This is a genomic window from Kitasatospora sp. NPDC097605, from assembly GCF_040302725.1.
Lineage (GTDB): Bacteria > Actinomycetota > Actinomycetes > Streptomycetales > Streptomycetaceae > Kitasatospora.
This window is the reverse complement of the sequence record NZ_JBEOSF010000014.1, coordinates 130680-149675: the sequence shown is the minus strand read 5'-3', so window position 1 is coordinate 149675 and position 18996 is coordinate 130680. Positions and strand designations below refer to the sequence as shown.

Sequence of the window (18996 nt, the reverse complement as noted above, 5' to 3'; positions counted from 1 at the left end):
CCGCCGAGGGGGCTTAGCCGTGGCGGCCCCGGCGACGGGTGGCAAGGAAGGCGAGGCCGCCGCCGATGGCGAGCAGCACGGCGCCGGCGATGCCGAGGACCATCGGGCCGTTGCCCGTGCCGGTGGAGGCCAGCTGGCCGCCGCCCCCGCCGGTGGTGGGCGCCGGGTGACCGGTGGTCGGACCGTTGGTGGTCGGGCCGCCGGTGGTCGGCGCGGCGCCGGACGAGCTCGACGTGGCGGTCGGGCTGGTCGGCGCCGGCGAGGTGGTGGTCCCGGTCGGGGCCGGGGACGTCGGCGCCGGGGAGGTGGCGGTCTCCGTCGCGGTCGGCGTCGGGGAGGTCGGCGTCGCCGTGGGGCTGGTCGGCGCCGGCGAGGTGGTGGTCTCCGTCGGCGTCGGCGTCGGGGACGTCGGCGTGGGCGACGGCGCGGTGGGCGTCGGGCTCGGCACGACCCCGCAGTCCGGCAGGTCCCCGTCGAACGGGTAGCTGTGGATCTCGTAGCCGCCGTTGCCGGTCTGGATCAGGTTGCCCGCCAGGTACACCCGGCCGTTCATCCCCGGCATGTCGATGGTCGTGGTGCCGGCCGGGTTGCCCGCCATCACCGCGCCCTGGAACTGCGCGCTGCCGCTGATCTTCGCCCCGGTCGCCGTGGGGAAGTTCCACATCAGCTTGGAGCGCATGTCGGTGATCTGGTCGCCCGGCAGGCCGGTGCCGGTGTAGGTGTTGATGACCGGGTCGGCCGACAGCATGTTGACCACGACGGTCGCGCCGGCCGGGATGCCGGCGAACACCAGGCCGATCTGCCCGCCGGACGGCGAGGCCAGGTTCCCGGTGACGTTGAAGACCTGCTTCATGCTGGTCCCGTCGCCGGTGAAGGTCGCCTCGCTGCCGGTGAGCTCGACGGTGCCGGTGGCGGTGGCCTTGCCGACACAGGAGGAGACGTCCTCGATCTGGGTGAGCACCGAGCGGTACGGCGCGGTGGCGCCGGGGTCCTGGATCGCCTCGCCGGTCGGGTCGATGGAGACCGTGCCGGTGAGCGCGCCCGCGTGCCGCAGGTTGCCGAAGGCCTGGCCCTTGGAGTCGCTGCCGCCGATCAGCAGCGAGTTGCCGGGCAGGACGTTGACGGCGCCGCCGACGGTGAGGAAGTCGCTGCCGTTCGGCGGGACGACCCGCGAACCGACGCCGACCACGCCCGCGTTGAAGGCGCCACCGCCCTGGCTCTTGTCGATCGTGAAGTCCCCGAGGGTGACGATCTTGCCCTCGGCCTCGGCGGCGCGGCCGTTGACGGTGTAGTCGCCGCCGGTGAAGACGTTGATGGTGGCGTCCCGGCCCGTGAAGTCGCCGTTGTTCACCGGCGGCCAGGTGGACGGGCAGTCCGGCCCGCTGCACGCGCCCAGCGGCGGGGCCAGCGGGGCGGCCGAACCGACCGTCAGCACCGCCGCGAGCGGCAGCACGGCGGCGGCGGTCGCCACCGCGATCCGGGCGTTGCGGCGGCCGCGGGGGGCGGGGGCCCGCTCCGCGGTGGCTCTTCTGTGACCGGGGGTACCGGCTCCCTGACTCATCGACACATTCCTCCGCGGAGAGAGGGCAGGCGGGCAAGCACGCCTACCGCGTTCCAGTTGATCCTGGATCATCTCGGCCGATTCCCAGAGAATCCAGAGATTTGTGATAACCGATACCAAATCGGACGTTCCGTACCCTACAGACCCTCACGGCCGATACGAAAATCCTCGAACCCTATGAGCCGACGATGTCCTCCCGGGACACCCCGGGCCCCGATAGGTTGGGGGCATGACTTCCGACGCGATCGCCACCGTCGCCACCAGCGCCGACGTGCTGCGCCACCCCGGGGCCGGCGAGCACCTGCTCACCGCCGTGGAGAAGGAGCGCGCCGCCCGGTTCCGGCACGAGTCCGGGCGGGTCGACTTCATCGCGGCGCACATCCTGGTCCGGCTCTGCGCCGCCGGGCTGCTCGGCGTCCCGGCCACCGCGCTGACGCTCGCCCAGCACTGCCCCGACTGCGACAAGGACGACCACGGCAAGCCCTACCTGCCCGACCACCCCGGGACCGAGGTCAGCCTCTCGCACACCAGGGGCGTGGTCGCGGCCGCCGCCGGGCACCGGCCGATCGGCGTCGACGTCGAGCTGACCGACCGCGGCGGCACCCTGCTCGACGTCGCGCCCCGGGTGCTCGCCGAGGCGGAGCTGCGGCGGGTGCGGGAGCACGCCGACCCGGCGCGGGCCTTCCTGCGGCTCTGGGTCCGCAAGGAGGCGCTGATCAAGGTCGGCCGGACGACGCTCGACGGCCTGGCCGCGGTCGACCTCTCCGGGCTCCCGCTCGACCTGCCCGGCGGCCGGCCGCTGCTCAGCGGCTTCGAGGGCTTCCAGGTGCTCGACTGGGTGGACGAGGCGAACGGCGCGGCCGTCGCGGCGGTCAGCGAGGTGGCGCCGCGGGCGGTGGAGCTGGGCGCGCTCTGAGGCGCCGGCCCCGGGTGGGCGCCGGCCTGCCGGGGGCGACCTTGCCGGGGACCGGTCGGATAAGCGGTGTTAGCGTCCTGCACGGGGCGAGGAGAACCGTCCGCCCCGGCTGCCCGCCCAGCGACCGCCGACGGGCCGCCCCCGTTGAGTCACAAGGGTGCCCCGCCATGGCCAAGTTCCTGCTGAGCCTGCACGTCCTCGCCTCGGTGCTGTTCATCGGCCCGGTGGCCGTGGCCGTCAGCATGTTCCCGCGCCGGGCGCAGGCCGCGCTGACGGGCGGTCCCGAGCAGGCCGCCGATGCCGGCATGCTGCGGCTGCTGCACCGGATCACCCAGGTCTACGCACTGCTCGGGATCGCCGTACCGGTCCTCGGCATCGGGCTCGCCCAGGTGATGGACGTGCTCGGCCAGTCCTGGATGATCGTCTCCATGGTGCTGACCGCGATCGCGGCGCTGGCGCTGCTGCTGTTCGTGCTGCCCGCCCAGCAGGCCGCGGTGGACGCGCTCGGCCTGGAGCCCGGAGCGGAGGACCACGGCAAGGCGGTCAAGGGGCTCAAGCTGCTGCCGATGACGGCGGGCGTCTTCAACCTGCTCTGGGCCGTCGTCGTGGTGCTGATGGTCGTCCGCCCGGGCTCCACCACCGGCGCCTGACGCCGCGGTGCGAGCGGTAGTACTGTCCCGGCCATGACGATCGTGGTGGGGATGGGGCCGGAGGCCGCCGGGACGGGCGTGGGCGTGCTGCTGCGCGGCTGGCGGGAGCGGCGCCGGCTCAGCCAGCTGCAGCTGGCCCTGCTGGCCGACTCCTCGGCCCGGCACATCAGCTTCATCGAGAACGGCCGCGCCCGGCCCAGCCAGGAGATGGTGCTCAGGCTCGCCGAGCACCTCGACGTCCCGGTCCGCGAGCGCAACGCGCTGCTGCTGGCCGCCGGGTACGCGCCGCACTACCCGGAGAAGCGGCTGGACGACCCGGCGATGGCGGCGCTGCGCTCCGGGATGGAGCGGCTGCTCGCCTCGCACGACCCGTACCCGGCGCTGGTCGTCGACGGGACCTTCCAGGTCCTCGCGGCCAACCGCGCACTCGGGCTGCTGCTCGCCGGGGTCGCCCCGCACCTGCTGGAGCCGCCGCTCAACGCGATGCGGATCACCCTGCACCCGGAGGGCGTCGCGCCACGGATCCTCAATCTGCGGCAGTGGCGGCGGCACCTGCTGGAGCGGATGGAGCAGCAGGTCGGGCTGGTCCGCTCGGAGCCGTTGCGGGCGCTGCTGGAGGAGGTCCGGTCCTACCCCGAGCCGCCCGGCGCGGCGGAGGACGGCGGCGAGGAGGACATCACCGAGCTGTTCCCGTTCGCGCTGCCGCTGCGGATCGCCCACGAGGGGCGGGTCCTGTCGTTCCTGTCGACGATCGCGACCTTCAACACGCCGATGGACGTGACCGTCTCCGAGCTGGCCATGGAGACCTTCCTTCCGGCCGACCCGGAGACGGTCGCGTTCCTGCAGGCCGCCGTGGGAGCGGACCGCTGACCGCAGGAGCAGTGGTCACGCCGGCAGGCGGCGCAGGGCGGTGAACTGCAGGGCGGCGAACAGCGCCACGGTGGCGGCCTGGAGCGGGATCCAGACGTAGCCGGCGGTGGTCGGCTCGAACCAGAGCTCCATCGCCACCACGCTGAGCACCGCCCAGACCAGGTTGACGTCGATCACCGCCCGCACCGCGAGCCCCGGCGGCTGCGGGCGGGCCGCCAGCAGGCCGACCGCGAGGCCGAACACCGCGAGCACGGCGCCGAGTTCGAGCAGGGTCGAGCGGCCGACGCCCAGCAGCTCACCGAGCGGACCGGGGAAGGCCAGGTAGGCGAGGCCGTTGCCGCCACTGACGACGGCGTCGAGAGCGAGGAAGCCGCGCAGCGCCTTGACGGAGCCGGGGGCGGTGCGGCGGGCGGTGGTCAGGGTGTGCGCGGACATGGCGGCTCGGCCTCCGGGGTGGGGTGGGGTCCCGGTCGGCGGTGCCGCCGCCGGGTGAGCACCACTGTGCCGGGGCGCGGCGCGGGCGTCGATTACCTCCGACGTCATGCCCGGGCCGGGCGCGGGCGGCCCGCCGCACCCGGCCGCCGCAGCACCACGCCCGCCCGTTTGACGGCCCGCGCCACGATCGTGGTCTCGGCCCGGCCGACGCCGAGCGGGCCGAGGGTGTCGGTGACGAACCGGTAGAGCCCGCCGTGGTCCGGGCAGAACACCGCCGCCATCAGATTGGCCGGCCCGCTGGTCGCGAAGACGCCGTGCACCTGCGGGTGCCGGGCCAGCGCCGCGCCGACCGCCGCGAGCCGGCCCGGCGGCACGTCCAGCCACAGGTTGGCGTCCACGGCGAGGCCGAGCAGCCGCGGGTCGACGGTGACGTGGGTGCGCACCAGCCCGGCCCCGTCCAGCCGGTGCAGCCGGCGCCGGACGGTCGACTCGGGGGTGCCGAGGGCCGCCGCGAGCGCCGCGTGGGACTGCCGGGCGTCCTCGCCGAGCCGCACCAGCAGCGCCCGGTCCAGCTCGTCCAGCGGCACGCTCCCTGCGGCGGGCCGGTCGACCGGGGGGTCGGCGAGCGCGGCCGCCTCGGCCTCGCCCAGGTGGCCGGAGCGCCACTGGCCGGCGTCCGCGAAGGCGTGCAGCACGGCGTGGACGGTGGTCTCGGCGACGGCGGAGGTCGCCGGCAACTGCCCGTACAGCAGGCGGTCGCGAGCGCCGGCGTCGCTCAGCATCACCGCGCCGATCTCCTGGCCGCCGAGCATGACGTCGACGAACGGCACGTCCGGCCGGTCGGCGAGGGCCCGGGCGACGGTGTCGGCCTTGCCGCCCAGGACCCGGATCCGCAGCAGCAGCGCGCCGACCTCGGCGCCCTCGGCGTCGGGCATCCTGACCACCCGGACCAGGCCGGCCCGGTGGAGCCGGGTGAGCCGGCGGGTGACGGTGCGCGCGGAGACGCCGAGCACCTCGGCGATCAGCCCGGCCCCGGCCCGGCCGTTCACCTGGAGCGCGCAGACCAGCCGGCGGTCCAGGGTGTCCAGCACGGTGTCCGGATCAGCAGCTGTGACGTCCATGATGTCCGATCTCCGTCGATCCGTCGCCGTTCGGCGCCCTGTCCGGCCGCTCCGACGGTACTCCTGGACCAGGCGACCGGGACGAACGGAAGAGGGACGATGAGCGACGACGAGATGCCGGAAGCGCGCGAACTGCTGGCAGGGGTCGAGGCGGCGGTCCGGGAGGTCGGCGCGACGCTGGCCGCCCGCCGGCCGGACCGGCCGTGTCCGGCGTCCACCCTGGCGGAGGCGAGGACGCTGTTCGCCGCGCTGGACGAACCGGCGGCGGCCGAACTCCGCCGGCGGCTGGGCGCGTTGCGCCCCGGGGCCGGCTGGGTGGCGGACGAACTGGCGGGCTCGGTGCCGGCCGAGGGCGAGTGGTGGCTCTGCGACACCACCGACGGCGCGGTGCAGTTCCTGCTCGGGCTGCCGCAGTGGGCGGTGACCGCGACCCTGGTGCGGGACGGCGCCGCGGTCCTGGCCGTGGTGCACGCGCCGCAGCTCGGGGCCACCTACCGGGCGGTGCGCGGCGGCGGCGCGGAACTGGACGGCCGGCCGATCGCCGCCGTGGAACGGGAGTTGGCGGTGACCGTGGCCGGGACCAGCCAACCACCGCTGGTCGCCCGGGACCGGCTGGCGCTGCGCCGGGCGGGCGCCTCGCTCTCGGCGGTGGCGGGCGCCGTCCTGGCCGTGCGCAACCTCGGCCCGACCTCGCTCCAGGTGGCCCAGGTCGGCTCCGGACACCTGGGCCTGTTCTGGCAGTTCGGGCCGGACGCGGCCAACCTGCTGCCCGGCGCCCTGGTCGCGGCGGAGGCGGGCGCGGCGGTGACGGACGCCGCCGGCGCCGCCTGGACGCCCGCCGCGGACGGCTTCCTGGCCGCCGCGCCCGGCCTGCACGCCCGAGCGCTCCCCCTGTTCAGCTGTCTTGACTGACCGTCAGATCCCGAACAGCGCAGCCGCGTTGTCGTGGCAGACGGCGCGCAGCCAGTCCTCCCCCAGCCCGAGCCGGTCCAGCGCCTCCAGCTGGTGCCGGTACGGGTAGGGGATGTTGGGGAAGTCGCTGCCCAGCAGGACGCGGTCGCCCAGTGCTCGCAGCCGGGGAAGTTCGGCGCGCGGGAACGGGTCGGTCCGCTCGGCGAAGTCGGTGAACGCCATGGTGGTGTCCAGCCGCACCCCGGGGTACCGCTCGGCGAGGTCGAGGAAGTCGGCGTACTCGCCCATCCCGAGGTGGGCGACGACCAGGGCCAGCCGGGGGTGGCGGGCGAGCACCTCGCCGATCGGACCCGGACCGGTGTGCTTGCCGGGGACCGGGCCGGAGCCGCAGTGGGTGACCACCGGCGTTCCGGAGTCGGCGAGTTGTCCCCACACCGCGTCGAGCGACTCGTCCCTCGGGTCCCAGCCGCCGACCTGGAGGTGCGCCTTGAACACCCGGGCGCCGTCGGCCAGCGCCCGGGCCACGTATGCGCCGGCGCCGGGCTCGGGATGAAAAGTGGCGGTGTGCAGGCAGTCGGGGGTGCGGGCGGCGAAGTCCGTGCCCCAGGCGTTGAGCCACTCGGCCATGCCGAGCTTGTGCGGGTAGAGCATCGCGGTGAACGCCCGCACGCCGAACTCCCGCAGCCGGGCGACGCGTTGCTCCTCGGCCTCACGGTAGGTGATCGGCCAGGGCCGGCCGGTCAGCGGGCCGGCCGCGTCGAAGTACGCCCACACCTTGTCCAGGACGTTCTGCGGCATGAAGTGCGTATGGACGTCGATGAGGCCGGGCAGGCCGAGGCCGCGCCAGAAGGCGCGCACCTCGGCCGCCTCGACGGCCGGGTCGGGTGCGCTCATGCGGCGGGCACCGGCTTGGCGCGGTCGATGATCGCCGCCGCGTCCGGGCCGGGCGGCAGGGTGCCGAAGGCCGCGCCGTGGTCGCCGCCGAGCCGGGAGGCGCAGAACGCGTCGGCCACCGCCGGGTCGCCGTACCGGACGAGCAGCGAACCCTGGAACGCCAGCGCCATCGCCTCCACCAGCCGGCGGGTGCGGTACTCCAGCTGGTCGAGGTCGGCGAGCTGCTTGCGCAGGCCGGCGACGGCCGCGTCGAGCCGGCGGTCGGCGCCCGCGGCGGCGTCCAGCTCCCCGAGGAAGGCGTCGACGGTCTCCGGGTGCTTGGCCATGGCGCGCAGCGCGTCCAGGGCGGCGACGTTGCCGGAGCCCTCCCAGATGGAGACCAGCGGCGCCTCGCGGTAGAGCCGGGGCATGCCGGACTCCTCGACGTAGCCGTTGCCGCCCAGGCACTCCAGGGCCTCGGCGGCGTGCGCCGGACCGCGCTTGCAGACCCAGTACTTGGCGACGGCCAGGCCGAGCCGGCGCACCAGCGCCTCCCGCTCGTCCCCGGCGAGCGCGGCGTCGGTGGCCTGGGCGAGCCGCATCGCCACCGTGGTGGCCGCCTCGGACTCGACGACCAGGTCGGCGAGCACATTGCGCATCAGCGGCTGGTCGATCAGCGCCTTGCCGAAGGCGCGGCGGTGCAGGGCGTGCTGGACGGCCCGGGTGGCGCCCAGCCGCATGCCGGAGGCGGCGCCGACGGTGCAGTCCAGGCGGGTCATGTTGACCATCTCGATGATGGTCCGCACCCCCCGGCCCTCCTCGCCGACCAGCAGGCCGTACGCCTCGTCGTACTCGATCTCGGCGGAGGCGTTGGACTTGTTGCCCAGCTTGTCCTTGAGCCGCTGCAGCCGGAGCCGGTTGCGGCCGCCGTCCGGCAGGACGCGCGGCAGCAGGAAGCAGCTGAGCCCGCCGGGTGCCTGGGCGAGGGTGAGGAAGAGGTCGGACATCGGCGCCGAGGTGAACCACTTGTGGCCGGTCAACCGGTAGCTGCCGTCCGGCTGCGGGACGGCGGTGGTGGTGTTGGTGCGGACGTCGGAGCCGCCCTGCTTCTCGGTCATCGACATGCCGGCGATCAGCCCGCGCTTGCCGTGCGGCTCGCGCAGCCCGAAGTCGTACTCGGTGGCGGCGAGCAGCGGCTCGAACTCGGCGGCCAGCGCGGGGGTGGCGCGCAGGGCGGGGACGGCGGCGTAGGTCATCGAGACCGGGCAGGTGTGGCCGGCCTCGACCTGGCCCCAGACGAAGAACTTGGCGGCGCGGGCGGTGTGCGCGCCGGGCCGGTCGTCCCGCCAGGGGGCGGCGTGCAGGCCGTGGCCGACGGCGGTGCGCATCAGCTCGTGCCAGGACGGGTGGAACTCGACCTCGTCGATCCGGTGGCCGAAGCGGTCGTGGGTGCGCAGCACCGGCGGGTTCTCGTTGGCCAGCCGGCCCCACTCGGCGGCCTGCTCGGAGCCGGCCAGCCGGCCGAGCTCGCGCAGTCCGGGCTCGGCCCAGCCGGCGCCGGCCCGGTGCAGGGCCGCGAGCAGCGCGGGGTCGGCGGCGGTGTCGTGCCCGTACGGGAGCGGAACCTGGTTGGTGACTTCATGCGTCGCTGGCATCGCGTTCTCCAAGGGCTCGGAGGGTGAAGGAGACGAGCGCGGGGACCACGGCGTCGGGGGTGGTCCTGGGGTCGGGCGAGGGGACGGCGGCGAGCGGGCCGGTGAGCGCCTCGGCGGTCGCGCCGACGATCGCGGCGGCGGTCAGCTGCGGGTCCTGGGGCGGCAGCCGGCCGGCGGCGAGGGCGGCCGCGATCTCGGCGGCGAGCACGTCGCGGAAGGTGCGGCGGAAGACCAGGCGTTCGGCGTCCACCACGGTGTCGGCCGGCTCGACCAGCAGCGCGTGGGCGAGCCGGGGGGCGCGCAGGGCGCGGGCGGCGAAGGTCTCGACGACGGCCGCGATCCGCTCCCGGGGCGTGTCGTGCCGGGCGACCGCCTCGTGCACGGCGGCGACCTCCCGGGTGACCACCCGGCGGAAGAGCTCGACGGACAGGTCCGCCTTGCTCGCGAAGTGCCGGTACATCGAGCCGGTGGCGATCCCGGCCCGCTCGGCGACCGCGGCCATGCTGCAGCCGCCGTAGCCGCGCTCGGCGAGCAGGCCGACCGCGGCCTGGAGCACCGCCTCGCGCTGGGCGTCCAGGCGGGCTTGCACGGCGGGGGTGCGTCGGTAGGCCATGGAAGAAGTGAAGCACTGATTCAGTGCTTCGGGAAGGGACGCGGGACCCTGCGGCACGACGAAGGGCCGCCCGGTGGGCGGGCGGCCCTCGTGTCGTACGGAACGGCGGACTACCGGCGCACTACAGCCGGACGCGGTCCTGCTTCAGCCCCGCCTCGTCCAGCGGGCCGATCGGCGGCACCTGGTACCCGCCGTTCAGCGCCTTGGCGGCGTCGGAGCCGAGGCCGGCCCACTCCAGCACCTTGGCGGTGGCCGCGGCGGACTCGGCGGCCGGCAGCCTGGCGATGTTCGCGCCGTGGTTGCCGCCGGGCACGGTGTAGACGTAGCTGTCCTCGCTGCCCCGGCCGAGGCGGAACGGCTCGGCGCCCCACGGGTCGTTCTGACCGTAGACGAAGATGATCCGCTCGGCGGAGTGGCGCACCCAGCGGTCGATGTCGCGCATGGCGGACGGGTCGAACCGCATCGGGATGGAGCGCGGCACGTAGGTGCGCGGCGCGTACAGCTCCTTGTAGTCGTAGTGCAGCAGGCCCTTGAGGTGCGAGACGTCGAACGCGGGCGAGCCCAGCTCGGTGCCGGCCTGGTAGTAGTACGCGGTGTACCCGGCGAGCGCCTCGTCGCTGTTGCCGGTGATGCCGACCTGCGCGTCCAGCCAGGCGTACAGCGCGTCGTCGGTGCCGGCGGCGCCCGGGACGTTCACGCAGTCGGCCTCCAGGCTGTACTGCCAGAACGCCCAGACCGAGTCCAGCACGGCGAGCTCGTAGGCCCGGTCGGCGCTGCCGATGGTGGTGAAGGTGGAGCCGGCGGCGGCGTTGTCGGCGGCGTAGCGCGCCTCCAGCCGGTCGCGGCGGGCCAGCAGCTCGCGCTGGGTGCCGGTCAGCGCGGCCCGGCACTCCGGGGTGCCGACGTTGCGGAAGAACCGGCTGTACGCGGAGTCCTCGCGGTCGTCGACGTCGTTGGGCGCGACGTAGGCGATGGTGCCGGCCACGTCGTCCGGGAAGAAGCGGCGGTGGAAGGTGGAGGACATGCCGCCCTTGGAGCCGCCGGTGGAGAGCCACTCCTGCTGGTAGATCCGCTTCAGCGCGGTGATCAGCTGGTGCGCGTCGGTGGCCGCCTGCTTGATGCCGGCCTTGGACCAGTCGGCGGGCGCGGGCCGGGACGGCGTGAAGTAGCGGTACTCGATGGAGACCTGATTGCCGTCGACCAGCCGGGCCGGCTCGGTGCGGGTGGGCGCGGTGCGCAGCGTGTAGCCGTTGGTGAAGAAGACGGTCGGCCGGTCGTAGCCGCGGTGCAGCAGGCTCAGCCGCTGCTGGAAGGTGCCCAGCCAGGGGCGGTTGTGGTCGACCGGCTGGGTGTAGGTGAGCAGGAAGAAGCGGTGGCCGGTGGTGGTGGGCTGCTCCTCGGTGACGGTCATCCCGGGGATCGCCGCCAGGCGGTCCTTGAGGTCGGCCGACGGGTCGTCGGCCACCGGGGCGGCCCCCGTCCCCGGGGCCTGCGGCCCGGCGGCGAGGGCCGTCGGGGCCAGGCCGAGGCCGAGCAGCGGTATCAGCAGAACGGCGACCAGCAGTCTTCTGATCGTGGTGGTCATCAACTCTCCATCGGGTCAACGGAACTGGGCGGTGCGGTGGTCCGTACCACTCTCCGGCGACCGGCGCGCGGCCGCCGGGCGGACCGGCCGTCCGGTAGACGGCCGAATGGGCCACCCGCCGGTCGCGGATGGCCCATCGGGGACGAAACAGCTGGTCAGGGGCGCGGCAGGGTGCAGCCTGCCTTCGTCAGGTCGAGCTTGTTCCCGGCACTGAAGCAGGCGGGGATGAGGTACGTCTCCTGGGCGTAGCCGATGCCCGGACGGACGGTCACCGCACCGTTCTGGTCCACCTCGCACGGGTTGTTCAGGGTGCAGCGCTGGCCGCTCTCGTTGATGGTGTTGTTCACCGCGACGACCTGGCCGCTGGCGGCGTCCACGACCGGCGAGCCGGAGGTGCCGCCGATGACGTTGCAGGTGGAGGTGTAGCGGAGGGAGTCCTTGAAGGTCCAGTCCGCTTCCTTGAGCCGGTAGGCGAAGCCGTCGGCCGAGCAGGAGTAGATCTTCTTCCAGTACCCGGAGACGACCTTGATCGAGGTGCCCTGGACGGGGTGGGTGGCCGCGACGGTCAGCGGGGCGATGCCGTAGCGCGACTGGATCGCGGCATAGGTGGTGTTCAACTGGTAGATCGACACATCGGTGTCGGTCATGGTGCCGTAGACCATCTTGCTGGCGCGCAGCGTCCCCAGCGATCCGCCGCTCGCGTTCAGCAGGGTGAAGCTGCGGCTGGAGGCCTGGTTGACGACCACCTGGCCGGGGCCGGGCATACCGGTCTCCAGGCAGTGGCCGTTGGAGAGCACCAGCGCCGGGTCGTTGGCGGTGGAGGCGGGGAACCGGACGAGCGAGCCGGAACAGTTGCTGAGGGCCACGGTGCCGGCGAAGGTGACGGCGGCGACCTTGCCGGCCTGTGCCGAGTCCGCGCCACCGGCCGTGGTGGCGGTGGTGGCGGTCGCGGTCGGGGCTCCGGCGAGGGCGGTCGCCCCGGCGGTCAGGAGCGCGGCCAGCGTGCCTATGAGCGGCTTCTTCATGAGAGACCTCTCGGTGTGGGGGTGCCCCAAAGCTGGCGCGGACATGACGCCCTGTCAAGAGCTGTGACGCCGGCCGGGGATCCGGGCACCGTGTTCCGGCCGCCGGACCCCGGTACTGTGGCCCGGACGGCAGGGACGACCACCTGGGGGGCTGACATGGCGGGCGACAACCACGCGGACGGCACGCGCCGGGGAGGGGCCGGGGGCCGGCTGCTCGCCGTGAGCGATCTGCACGTCTCCTACCAGCAGAACCGCGAGCTGGTCGAACAGCTGCGGCCCGGCTCGCCGGAGGACTGGCTGATCGTGGCCGGCGACGTGGCCGAGTCCACCACCACCATCCGCTGGGCCCTGGGCCTGCTCGCCGAGCGCTTCGCCAAGGTGATCTGGGCCCCCGGCAACCACGAGCTGTGGACCCACCCCAACGACCCGGTCCAGCTGCGCGGCGTCGAGCGCTACGAGCACCTGCTGGGCATCTGCCGCGAGCTCGGCGTGGTGACCCCCGAGGACCCGTACCCCGTGTGGACCGGCGCGGGCGGCCCGGTCGCGGTCGCCCCGCTGTTCCTGCTGTACGACTACTCCTTCCGGGCCCCCGGCACCACCACCAAGGAGGAGTCGCTGGCGGTCGCCTACGAGTCCGGCGTCGTCTGCGCGGACGAGCGCTTCCTGCACCCGGACCCGTTCCCGGACCGCGACTCCTGGTGCCGCGAGCGCGTCCGGCTGACCGAGAAGCGGCTCGCCGAGCACGACCCGGAGCTGCCGCTGGTGCTGGTCAACCACTACCCGCTGGTCCGGCAGCCCACCGAGGTCCTCTGGTACCCCGAGTTCGCCCAGTGGTGCGGCACCGAGCTGACCGCGGACTGGCACCGCCGCTTCACCACCGCCACCATGATCTACGGGCACCTCCACATCCCCCGGCGCACCAGCTACGACGGGGTCCCGTTCGAGGAGGTGTCCCTCGGCTACCCGCGCGAGTGGGGCAAGCGCGGCCTGCCGGACCCGCTGCTGCGCGAGGTCTTCCCCGACGCCTGACGCGCGCGGACGGCGCGCCGGGGGCTCCCCGGGCGCGCCGTCCGTCCCGCCGCTATCCGGCCGGCACCACCGTCAGCTGCCCGTCCGACACCTCCGCGCGGAGGGTGTCGCCCTCCCGCACGCTGCCGTCCAGCAGCAGGTTGGAGATCCGGTTGTCCAGCTCCTGCTGGATCGTCCGCCGCAGCGGCCGGGCCCCGAACTCCGGCTGGTAGCCGCGGTTCACCAGCCACTCCTTCGCCCCCTCCGTCACCTCCAACTCAACGTCCTGGGCCTTGAGCCGGCGCCGGGAGCGGTCCAGCAGCAGGTCCACCACCTGGAGCAGGTCCTTGCGGGTGAGCGCGTGGAAGACGATCACCTCGTCGATCCGGTTGAGGAACTCCGGCCGGAACTGCGTGCGCAGGTCCCGCATCAGCTCGTCCTCGATCTCGTCCACATCGCCCGCGTGGTCGAGGATCCGCTGCGAGCCGATGTTGCTCGTCATGATCACCACGGTGTTGCGGAAGTCGACCGTGCGGCCCTGGGCGTCCGTCAGCCGGCCGTCGTCCAGCACCTGGAGCAGCAGGTTGAAGACGTCCGGGTGGGCCTTCTCCACCTCGTCGAAGAGCAGCACGCTGTACGGCTTGCGGCGCACCGCCTCGGTGAGCTGGCCCGCCTCGTCGTAGCCGACGTACCCGGGCGGGGAGCCGACCAGCCGGGAGACGGTGTGCTTCTCCTGGAACTCGCTCATGTCGAAGCGGACCATCCGGTCCGGGTCGCCGAACAGCAGCGCGGCCAGCGCCTTGGCGAGCTCAGTCTTGCCGACCCCGGTCGGGCCGAGGAACAGGAACGAGCCGGTCGGCCGGTCCGGATCGCCCATCCCGGCCCGGCCGCGGCGCACCGCCTGGGCGACCGCCGTGACCGCCTGGTCCTGGCCGATCACCTTCTCGTGCAGGTGCTCCTCCAGCTTCAGCAGCCGCTCGCGCTCGGTCGCGTTCAGCTCGGCGACCGGGATGCCGGTGCGGCTGGAGAGCACTTGGGCGATGTCCTCCGCGGTGACCGCCACCACCTGCTCGCGCGACTCGGCGACCGCGGCCAGCTCGTCCTCGGTCTGCCGCAGCTCGGTCTTCAGATTGGCGGCCCGGACGAACTCCTCGTCCGCCACCGCCTCCTCCAGCTCGCGGCGCAGCTTGGTGATCCGGTCCTGGACCGGCATCGCGACCGTGGAGCCGCTCAGGCTGCGCAGCCGCACCCGGGCGCCGGCCTGGTCCAGCAGGTCGATCGCCTTGTCCGGCAGGAAGCGGTCGCTGACGTAGCGGTCGGAGAGGGTGGCGGCCGCGTCCAGCGCCTCGTCGGTGAAGCGCACCTGGTGGTGCGCCTCGTAGGCGTCGCGCAGGCCCCGGAGGATCTCGACGGTCTCCTCGACGCTCGGCTCCGGCACCAGCACCGGCTGGAAGCGGCGCTCCAGCGCGGCGTCCTTCTCGACGTGCTTGCGGTACTCGTCCAGCGTGGTCGCGCCGACCACGCTCAGCTCGCCGCGGGCCAGCGCCGGCTTGAGGATGTTGCCCGCGTCCATCGAACCCTCGCCGCCACTGCCGGCGCCGACCACGGTGTGCAGCTCGTCGAGGAAGAGGATCACGCTCTGCTCGGCCGCCGTGACCTCGTCGATCACGCTCTTCAGCCGTTCCTCGAACTCGCCCCGGTACTTGGACCCGGCCACCAGCGCGGTGAGGTCGAGGGTGACGACCCGCTTCTCCCTGAGGCTCTGCGGCACGTCCCCGGCCACGATCCGCTGGGCCAGGCCCTCCACGATCGCCGTCTTGCCGACGCCCGGCTCGCCGATCAGCACCGGGTTGTTCTTGGTCCGGCGGGAGAGGATCTCGACGGTCTGCTCGATCTCCTCGGCGCGGCCGACCACCGGGTCCAGCCGGCCGCTCCTGGCCTCCGCGGTGAGGTCGCGGCCGTACTCGTCCAGGGTGGGCGTCCGGCTCTGTCCCCGCTCACCGCGCTCACCGCGCTCGCCCCCGAGGACGCTCCGCAGCGCCTCCTGCGAGGGCGCGACATTGCGTAACGCCGCACCGGCCCCCGACCGCTCCTCCTCCAGCAGCGCGCCGAGGATGTGCTCCGGCCCGATGTACGACACCCCGGCCCCCTGCGACCGCGCGTGCGCGGCGAGCAGCGCCCGCTTGGCGGCCGGCGTCAGCGCGGGCCCCCCGTCCACGTCCCCCTCCCCGTACGGCAGGGCCTTCTCCAGATCACCCGCCAACCGGTCCGGGTCGACCCCGGCCCGCTCCAGCATCCGCCGCGACGGCTCCACCCGAGTGGCCGCCCACGCCAGATGCGCGGTGTCGAGATCACTGCTCCCGTCCTCGGCCGCCCGCTGCGCGGCCGTGGCCAGCAACTCCTGCGCCGACTCACTGAGCAACCGCCCGATCGGCACCCGCTGCACAGCGGGTGGGGAGGCCAGCGGACTCATCCCGAAGAACCGGCTGAGCAGATCGGAGAAAGGGTCATTGGACCCGAACGGCGGCATGGTCACGGAGGCTCACCTCTCCCAAACGGTTAGCGCCCACACAAACACACCCCACCACCCCCCGCCTCCCGAAGCGGGCCCGCTCACCCCCGCTGCAACCGCAACCGCTCCCGGTCCGCCTTACCCATCCCCGCGACCACCCGCTCCCACGAGTGCTCCACCATCTCCCGTACCTCGTCGTCCGGAACGGACGAATCCAGCACCACGGTGTTCCAGTGCCGCTTGTTCATGTGATACCCGGGCCCCACCGCCGCGTACTGCTCCCGCAGATGCGACGCCAGCCCCGGCTCGCACTTCAGCGTCACCCACACCTCCCCCTCCCCCTCCCCGTCCCGCAGAACCGCGAACACCTTCCCCTCCACCTTCAACACCGTCACCCCGGGACCGAACGCCTCATCATCCGTCACCCCCGGCAACCCCGAAGCGAACTCGAACAACTCCTCCGCCGTCACACCCATCACTCCCCACTCCCTCCCCTGCCTCCACCCCACCCTAGCCACGACGTCCCACCCGGCCATCCCCCGAGCCGGGGCAACACCATGATCATTCAGGGGAAATCCAGGAGGCCGCCTCCCCCCGAGCGAGACATCAGCCCAGACCCAGAAGCCATACGGAGGGACCACACACACCTGAGGCCCGGGCCGGGACATCCGTCCCGGCCCGGGCCTCAGCCGTCGTTCCGTCCATTCGCAAGGTGGGCGCGGACGGTTTCGAACCGCCGACATCTGCTTTGTAAGGCTTGGCGTGCGGGACCAGCGGTGACCTGGGCCTTGCCGTACCTGCCTCCCAGTCCGCCGTCAGTCCGTCACGTACCACCCGATCTGGCACATCTGTGGCACGACTCCAGCCGCCCCACAAGCGTCGACAGATCTACGGTCCGCTAAGCAAAACCTGCCTCTAGGGTTCGCTGCCCTGGCCGACGCGCAGAGCGCTAGACCTCGGCGATGTCCTGGTCCGGATCTTGATCAGTGGCCGCCCGCCCGTCACGTCCCCAATTCCTCGATCTGACGCAGCAACGAAACCATCTCAGGGTCCAGCTCATCAGGTCGAGCATTGCTAGAAATAGCCTCGAAGGAAGTCGCCTTTAGACTCCGAGCCTGAAGCTCTCGATTCAGGGTAGACAGCACTTCCTTTGGGGGGCAAAAATTATACCTATATGAGGACTTTGCCCACTTCTGCCGAAACTCCACGAGCCCCGCCTCGTTAATAGTTGCTACGCTCCGCCCAGTCGACTTCTCCGCCTCCTGGCGCTCAAACAGGAGGCGAGCAGTGATCTTGTCTTCCATTCCGACCATGATTCCATCAAGGATGGATTCAATCTCACCAATCGGGCACCTCACAAGGCGCGAGATTACAGTCGGAATGATCAAGTAGCTCTCAAGCTCCTTCTTCTTCCAGACATGAGCATTGACATCGACGGCAGCAAATTTCCCAACCACATCATCAACCTGACCAGCGGTTCGATAGTCTCGATCGAAAATAACCATCGCCTTAACAGAATCTGAAAGAAATTCCCTCAAGAACCAGCCGAACGCTTGAGCCTGTTCCCACTTCGTGTAGCCATTCATGGGGACAATCGCCAAGGTATTCTCCTCCGAAAGCCTGCTCAGGCCAAGACTTCTCGCCAAGCGCTTGAGGATTCGAGTATCCTTCCCTTCGACAAAGAGGACACCTCGGGCTCGGAGCGCCTTTGCCATCGCCAGATTGAAAGAGGTCCCCAGTGCGGCATCGAGCTCGACCAAAGTCCCATCCTGTGGGGCGCGGACGGCCGAGCGCCTGGACTTGTCAACCCAGACGATTGAGTCCCGGTCGGCCTCAGCGAGCACCTCCGTAGAGTGAGTCGCCAGAATCACCTGAGAATCCATGGACTCAAGCATTCGGATCAGTCGGCGCTGGAGATCGGCGTGCAGAAAGACCTCGGGCTCGTCCAGAACCAGGGTAGGCAAGTCTTGGGCTCGATAAATGTGCAGCAGAAGCTGCAGCCAGATCTGCACCCCATCGCCAGCCCAGACAAGCTCCTTCTCCACGCCACTGCCAAGCTCGGTGAAAAATACATCAATACTTGACGTGTCATAGCGAAGGACCGGCTCCTTGAGACGGATTCCGGCCAGCCAAGGTGAGGCAAAGGCCAGAAAATCGTTCCATTCGCCCGACTTGACAAGAAGACGAAGCTGGTTCCTGAAGTGCCTGCTGCTGAGCCTCCCGGAAAGATTCTTCCGGACAGTCGAATCCTCAAGGATCGGCTCTTCGTGCTCAAGGGGAGAAAGAGTGGGAATGACTCCAATGGTCGAGAAGCTCGCCTTTACCGCCGCAGTCGTCCGAGGAGTATTTCCCGTCGAGTCAAGAAGGTAGAAAAAGGGCTCTGGCGCATCCTCGTAAGGCACTACCTCGGGCCAGACAATTCGAAGCTTGCATCCGTTCTTCCATCGCAACTCAAGGCTTGTTTCGCTATCTCGGAAATTATGGCGAACACTCTCATTGAGTGCGGCAAAATCCCGAACCGGAAGCGGGTAGGTCTGATACCACGCGCCACCGTGCGAGTTGGGCACTGAGGGCTTGACTCGCTTAGCGAGACGCAAACATGCTTCCGCAAGGCGCAATGCAGCGAGGACCGTACTCTTCCCGGCACTGTTCGGCCCAACTAGCAGAGACGTCTGACGGAAGTTGATACTGAAGACGTTGAAAGCCTTAAAGTTCCTCAGCTTGAGATCCTTGATCAACTAACGCCCCTCGCCTTACCATCCTGCGCTTAGCAATCCGCCTGTTGGGGACCGTCCTACCACGCCAGCAGGCTTTCTCGCTATAAGAATTGCGTACTCGCGCATGCGTCTGATAGGCCGCCCCGAGGTGCCCAGCGTCGTCCCACTCGGGCGGTGGAGCGGTTTTGGCCGGTGTCCTGTCAGGTCTGGGGTCGAGCATGATCGGGGGCCGTAAGCTGTTGCGACTCGGTCCGGGCTCTTTGGGCCTGACCGCAATTTGGCCGAGTGGCCCCCGGTCTTGCTCGACTCGGGTCCCAGTCCGGAGAGGTGGGTAAACCGCGGAGGAGCCCGCCCCAGCCACCGCCAGTTCTGACCTCAGCCCCGTGCGCGTGGCCGGCCGCCGCCGGAGCGGGGCGAAGACAGGAGCGACGGCGAGCGGCCTGGGCCGCGCGCTGGCGCGCCGTGCGCGCCCTTGATGAAGTAGCGAAAGTCATAACAACCCCCTCCCACCTCCCCATCCATGAACCTTGGTCGAGCGTGGCC

The 18996-nt window shown here is 71.7% G+C and carries 16 protein-coding genes; 5 read left to right on the top strand and 11 right to left on the bottom strand.

Translation table 11 applies throughout. The features are described from left to right. Window positions 1-13: 13 nt before the first annotated feature. Window positions 14-1561 carry a choice-of-anchor A family protein gene (locus ABTX81_RS18265; RefSeq protein ID WP_350546550.1) on the bottom strand — a complete coding sequence of 516 codons (1548 nt, stop codon included), beginning with the start codon at window positions 1559-1561 and terminating at the stop codon, window positions 14-16. A gap of 229 nt (window positions 1562-1790) precedes the next feature. Between ABTX81_RS18265 and ABTX81_RS18260 the strand changes: the two genes are divergently transcribed. The 3 genes from ABTX81_RS18260 to ABTX81_RS18250 all read left to right on the top strand — a co-directional run bounded on the left by ABTX81_RS18260 (window position 1791) and on the right by ABTX81_RS18250 (window position 3997). Next, window positions 1791-2477: a 4'-phosphopantetheinyl transferase family protein gene (locus tag ABTX81_RS18260; RefSeq protein WP_350546548.1), complete on the top strand. Its 687-nt coding sequence runs from the start codon at window positions 1791-1793 to the stop codon at window positions 2475-2477. 167 nt (window positions 2478-2644) lie between these two features. Next, window positions 2645-3127: a DUF2269 family protein gene (locus ABTX81_RS18255; RefSeq protein ID WP_350546546.1), complete on the top strand. Its 483-nt coding sequence runs from the start codon at window positions 2645-2647 to the stop codon at window positions 3125-3127. 33 nt (window positions 3128-3160) lie between these two features. Next, window positions 3161-3997, top strand: coding sequence for an MmyB family transcriptional regulator (locus tag ABTX81_RS18250; protein ID WP_350546544.1), 837 nt, complete (start codon window positions 3161-3163; stop codon window positions 3995-3997). 15 nt (window positions 3998-4012) lie between these two features. Here ABTX81_RS18250 and ABTX81_RS18245 read toward each other — a convergent pair whose 3' ends face one another. Beyond that, window positions 4013-4432 (bottom strand): hypothetical protein, encoded by a 420-nt coding sequence (locus tag ABTX81_RS18245; protein ID WP_350546541.1) that lies wholly within the window; start codon window positions 4430-4432, stop codon window positions 4013-4015. Window positions 4433-4536: 104 nt separating this feature from the next. Continuing rightward, window positions 4537-5553: an Lrp/AsnC family transcriptional regulator gene (locus ABTX81_RS18240; RefSeq protein ID WP_350546538.1), complete on the bottom strand. Its 1017-nt coding sequence runs from the start codon at window positions 5551-5553 to the stop codon at window positions 4537-4539. A gap of 99 nt (window positions 5554-5652) precedes the next feature. On the opposite strand from ABTX81_RS18240, the gene ABTX81_RS18235 reads away from it, so the two are divergent. Next, window positions 5653-6465, top strand: a complete 813-nt coding sequence (locus tag ABTX81_RS18235; protein ID WP_350546535.1) for an inositol monophosphatase family protein — start codon at window positions 5653-5655, stop codon at window positions 6463-6465. A 3-nt stretch (window positions 6466-6468) separates the two neighbouring features. Here ABTX81_RS18235 and ABTX81_RS18230 read toward each other — a convergent pair whose 3' ends face one another. The 5 genes from ABTX81_RS18230 to ABTX81_RS18210 all read right to left on the bottom strand — a co-directional run bounded on the left by ABTX81_RS18230 (window position 6469) and on the right by ABTX81_RS18210 (window position 12216). Continuing rightward, entirely contained in the window at window positions 6469-7359 is an 891-nt protein-coding gene (locus ABTX81_RS18230) for an amidohydrolase family protein (RefSeq protein WP_350546533.1), read from the bottom strand. Next, window positions 7356-8993, bottom strand: coding sequence for an acyl-CoA dehydrogenase family protein (locus tag ABTX81_RS18225; protein WP_350546530.1), 1638 nt, complete (start codon window positions 8991-8993; stop codon window positions 7356-7358). Before ABTX81_RS18225 ends, ABTX81_RS18230 begins: the two co-directional genes overlap by 4 nt. After that, window positions 8977-9606: a TetR/AcrR family transcriptional regulator gene (locus ABTX81_RS18220; protein ID WP_350546528.1), complete on the bottom strand. Its 630-nt coding sequence runs from the start codon at window positions 9604-9606 to the stop codon at window positions 8977-8979. The genes ABTX81_RS18225 and ABTX81_RS18220 overlap by 17 nt, the downstream gene beginning before the upstream one ends. Window positions 9607-9727: 121 nt before the next feature. Beyond that, window positions 9728-11191, bottom strand: a complete 1464-nt coding sequence (locus ABTX81_RS18215) for a S28 family serine protease (protein WP_350546525.1) — start codon at window positions 11189-11191, stop codon at window positions 9728-9730. Window positions 11192-11346: 155 nt separating this feature from the next. Beyond that, the gene (locus ABTX81_RS18210; RefSeq protein ID WP_350546522.1) at window positions 11347-12216 is read right to left on the bottom strand and encodes a S1 family peptidase; all 870 of its coding nucleotides are present in this window, start codon (window positions 12214-12216) and stop codon (window positions 11347-11349) included. Between the two features lie 156 nt (window positions 12217-12372). On the opposite strand from ABTX81_RS18210, the gene ABTX81_RS18205 reads away from it, so the two are divergent. Continuing rightward, window positions 12373-13245: a metallophosphoesterase family protein gene (locus ABTX81_RS18205; protein WP_350546519.1), complete on the top strand. Its 873-nt coding sequence runs from the start codon at window positions 12373-12375 to the stop codon at window positions 13243-13245. A 52-nt stretch (window positions 13246-13297) separates the two neighbouring features. Here the strand turns inward: ABTX81_RS18205 and ABTX81_RS18200 are convergent, their stop codons facing one another. From ABTX81_RS18200 to ABTX81_RS18190, 3 genes are all read right to left on the bottom strand, one after another. Further along, the gene (locus ABTX81_RS18200) at window positions 13298-15754 is read right to left on the bottom strand and encodes an ATP-dependent Clp protease ATP-binding subunit (RefSeq protein WP_502892800.1); all 2457 of its coding nucleotides are present in this window, start codon (window positions 15752-15754) and stop codon (window positions 13298-13300) included. Between the two features lie 83 nt (window positions 15755-15837). Further along, on the bottom strand, window positions 15838-16272 hold the full coding sequence (locus tag ABTX81_RS18195) for an MmcQ/YjbR family DNA-binding protein (RefSeq protein WP_350546515.1): 435 nt from the start codon (window positions 16270-16272) through the stop codon (window positions 15838-15840). A 465-nt stretch (window positions 16273-16737) separates the two neighbouring features. Further along, the gene (locus ABTX81_RS18190; RefSeq protein ID WP_350546512.1) at window positions 16738-18474 is read right to left on the bottom strand and encodes an ATP-dependent nuclease; all 1737 of its coding nucleotides are present in this window, start codon (window positions 18472-18474) and stop codon (window positions 16738-16740) included. Window positions 18475-18996: the final 522 nt, after the last annotated feature.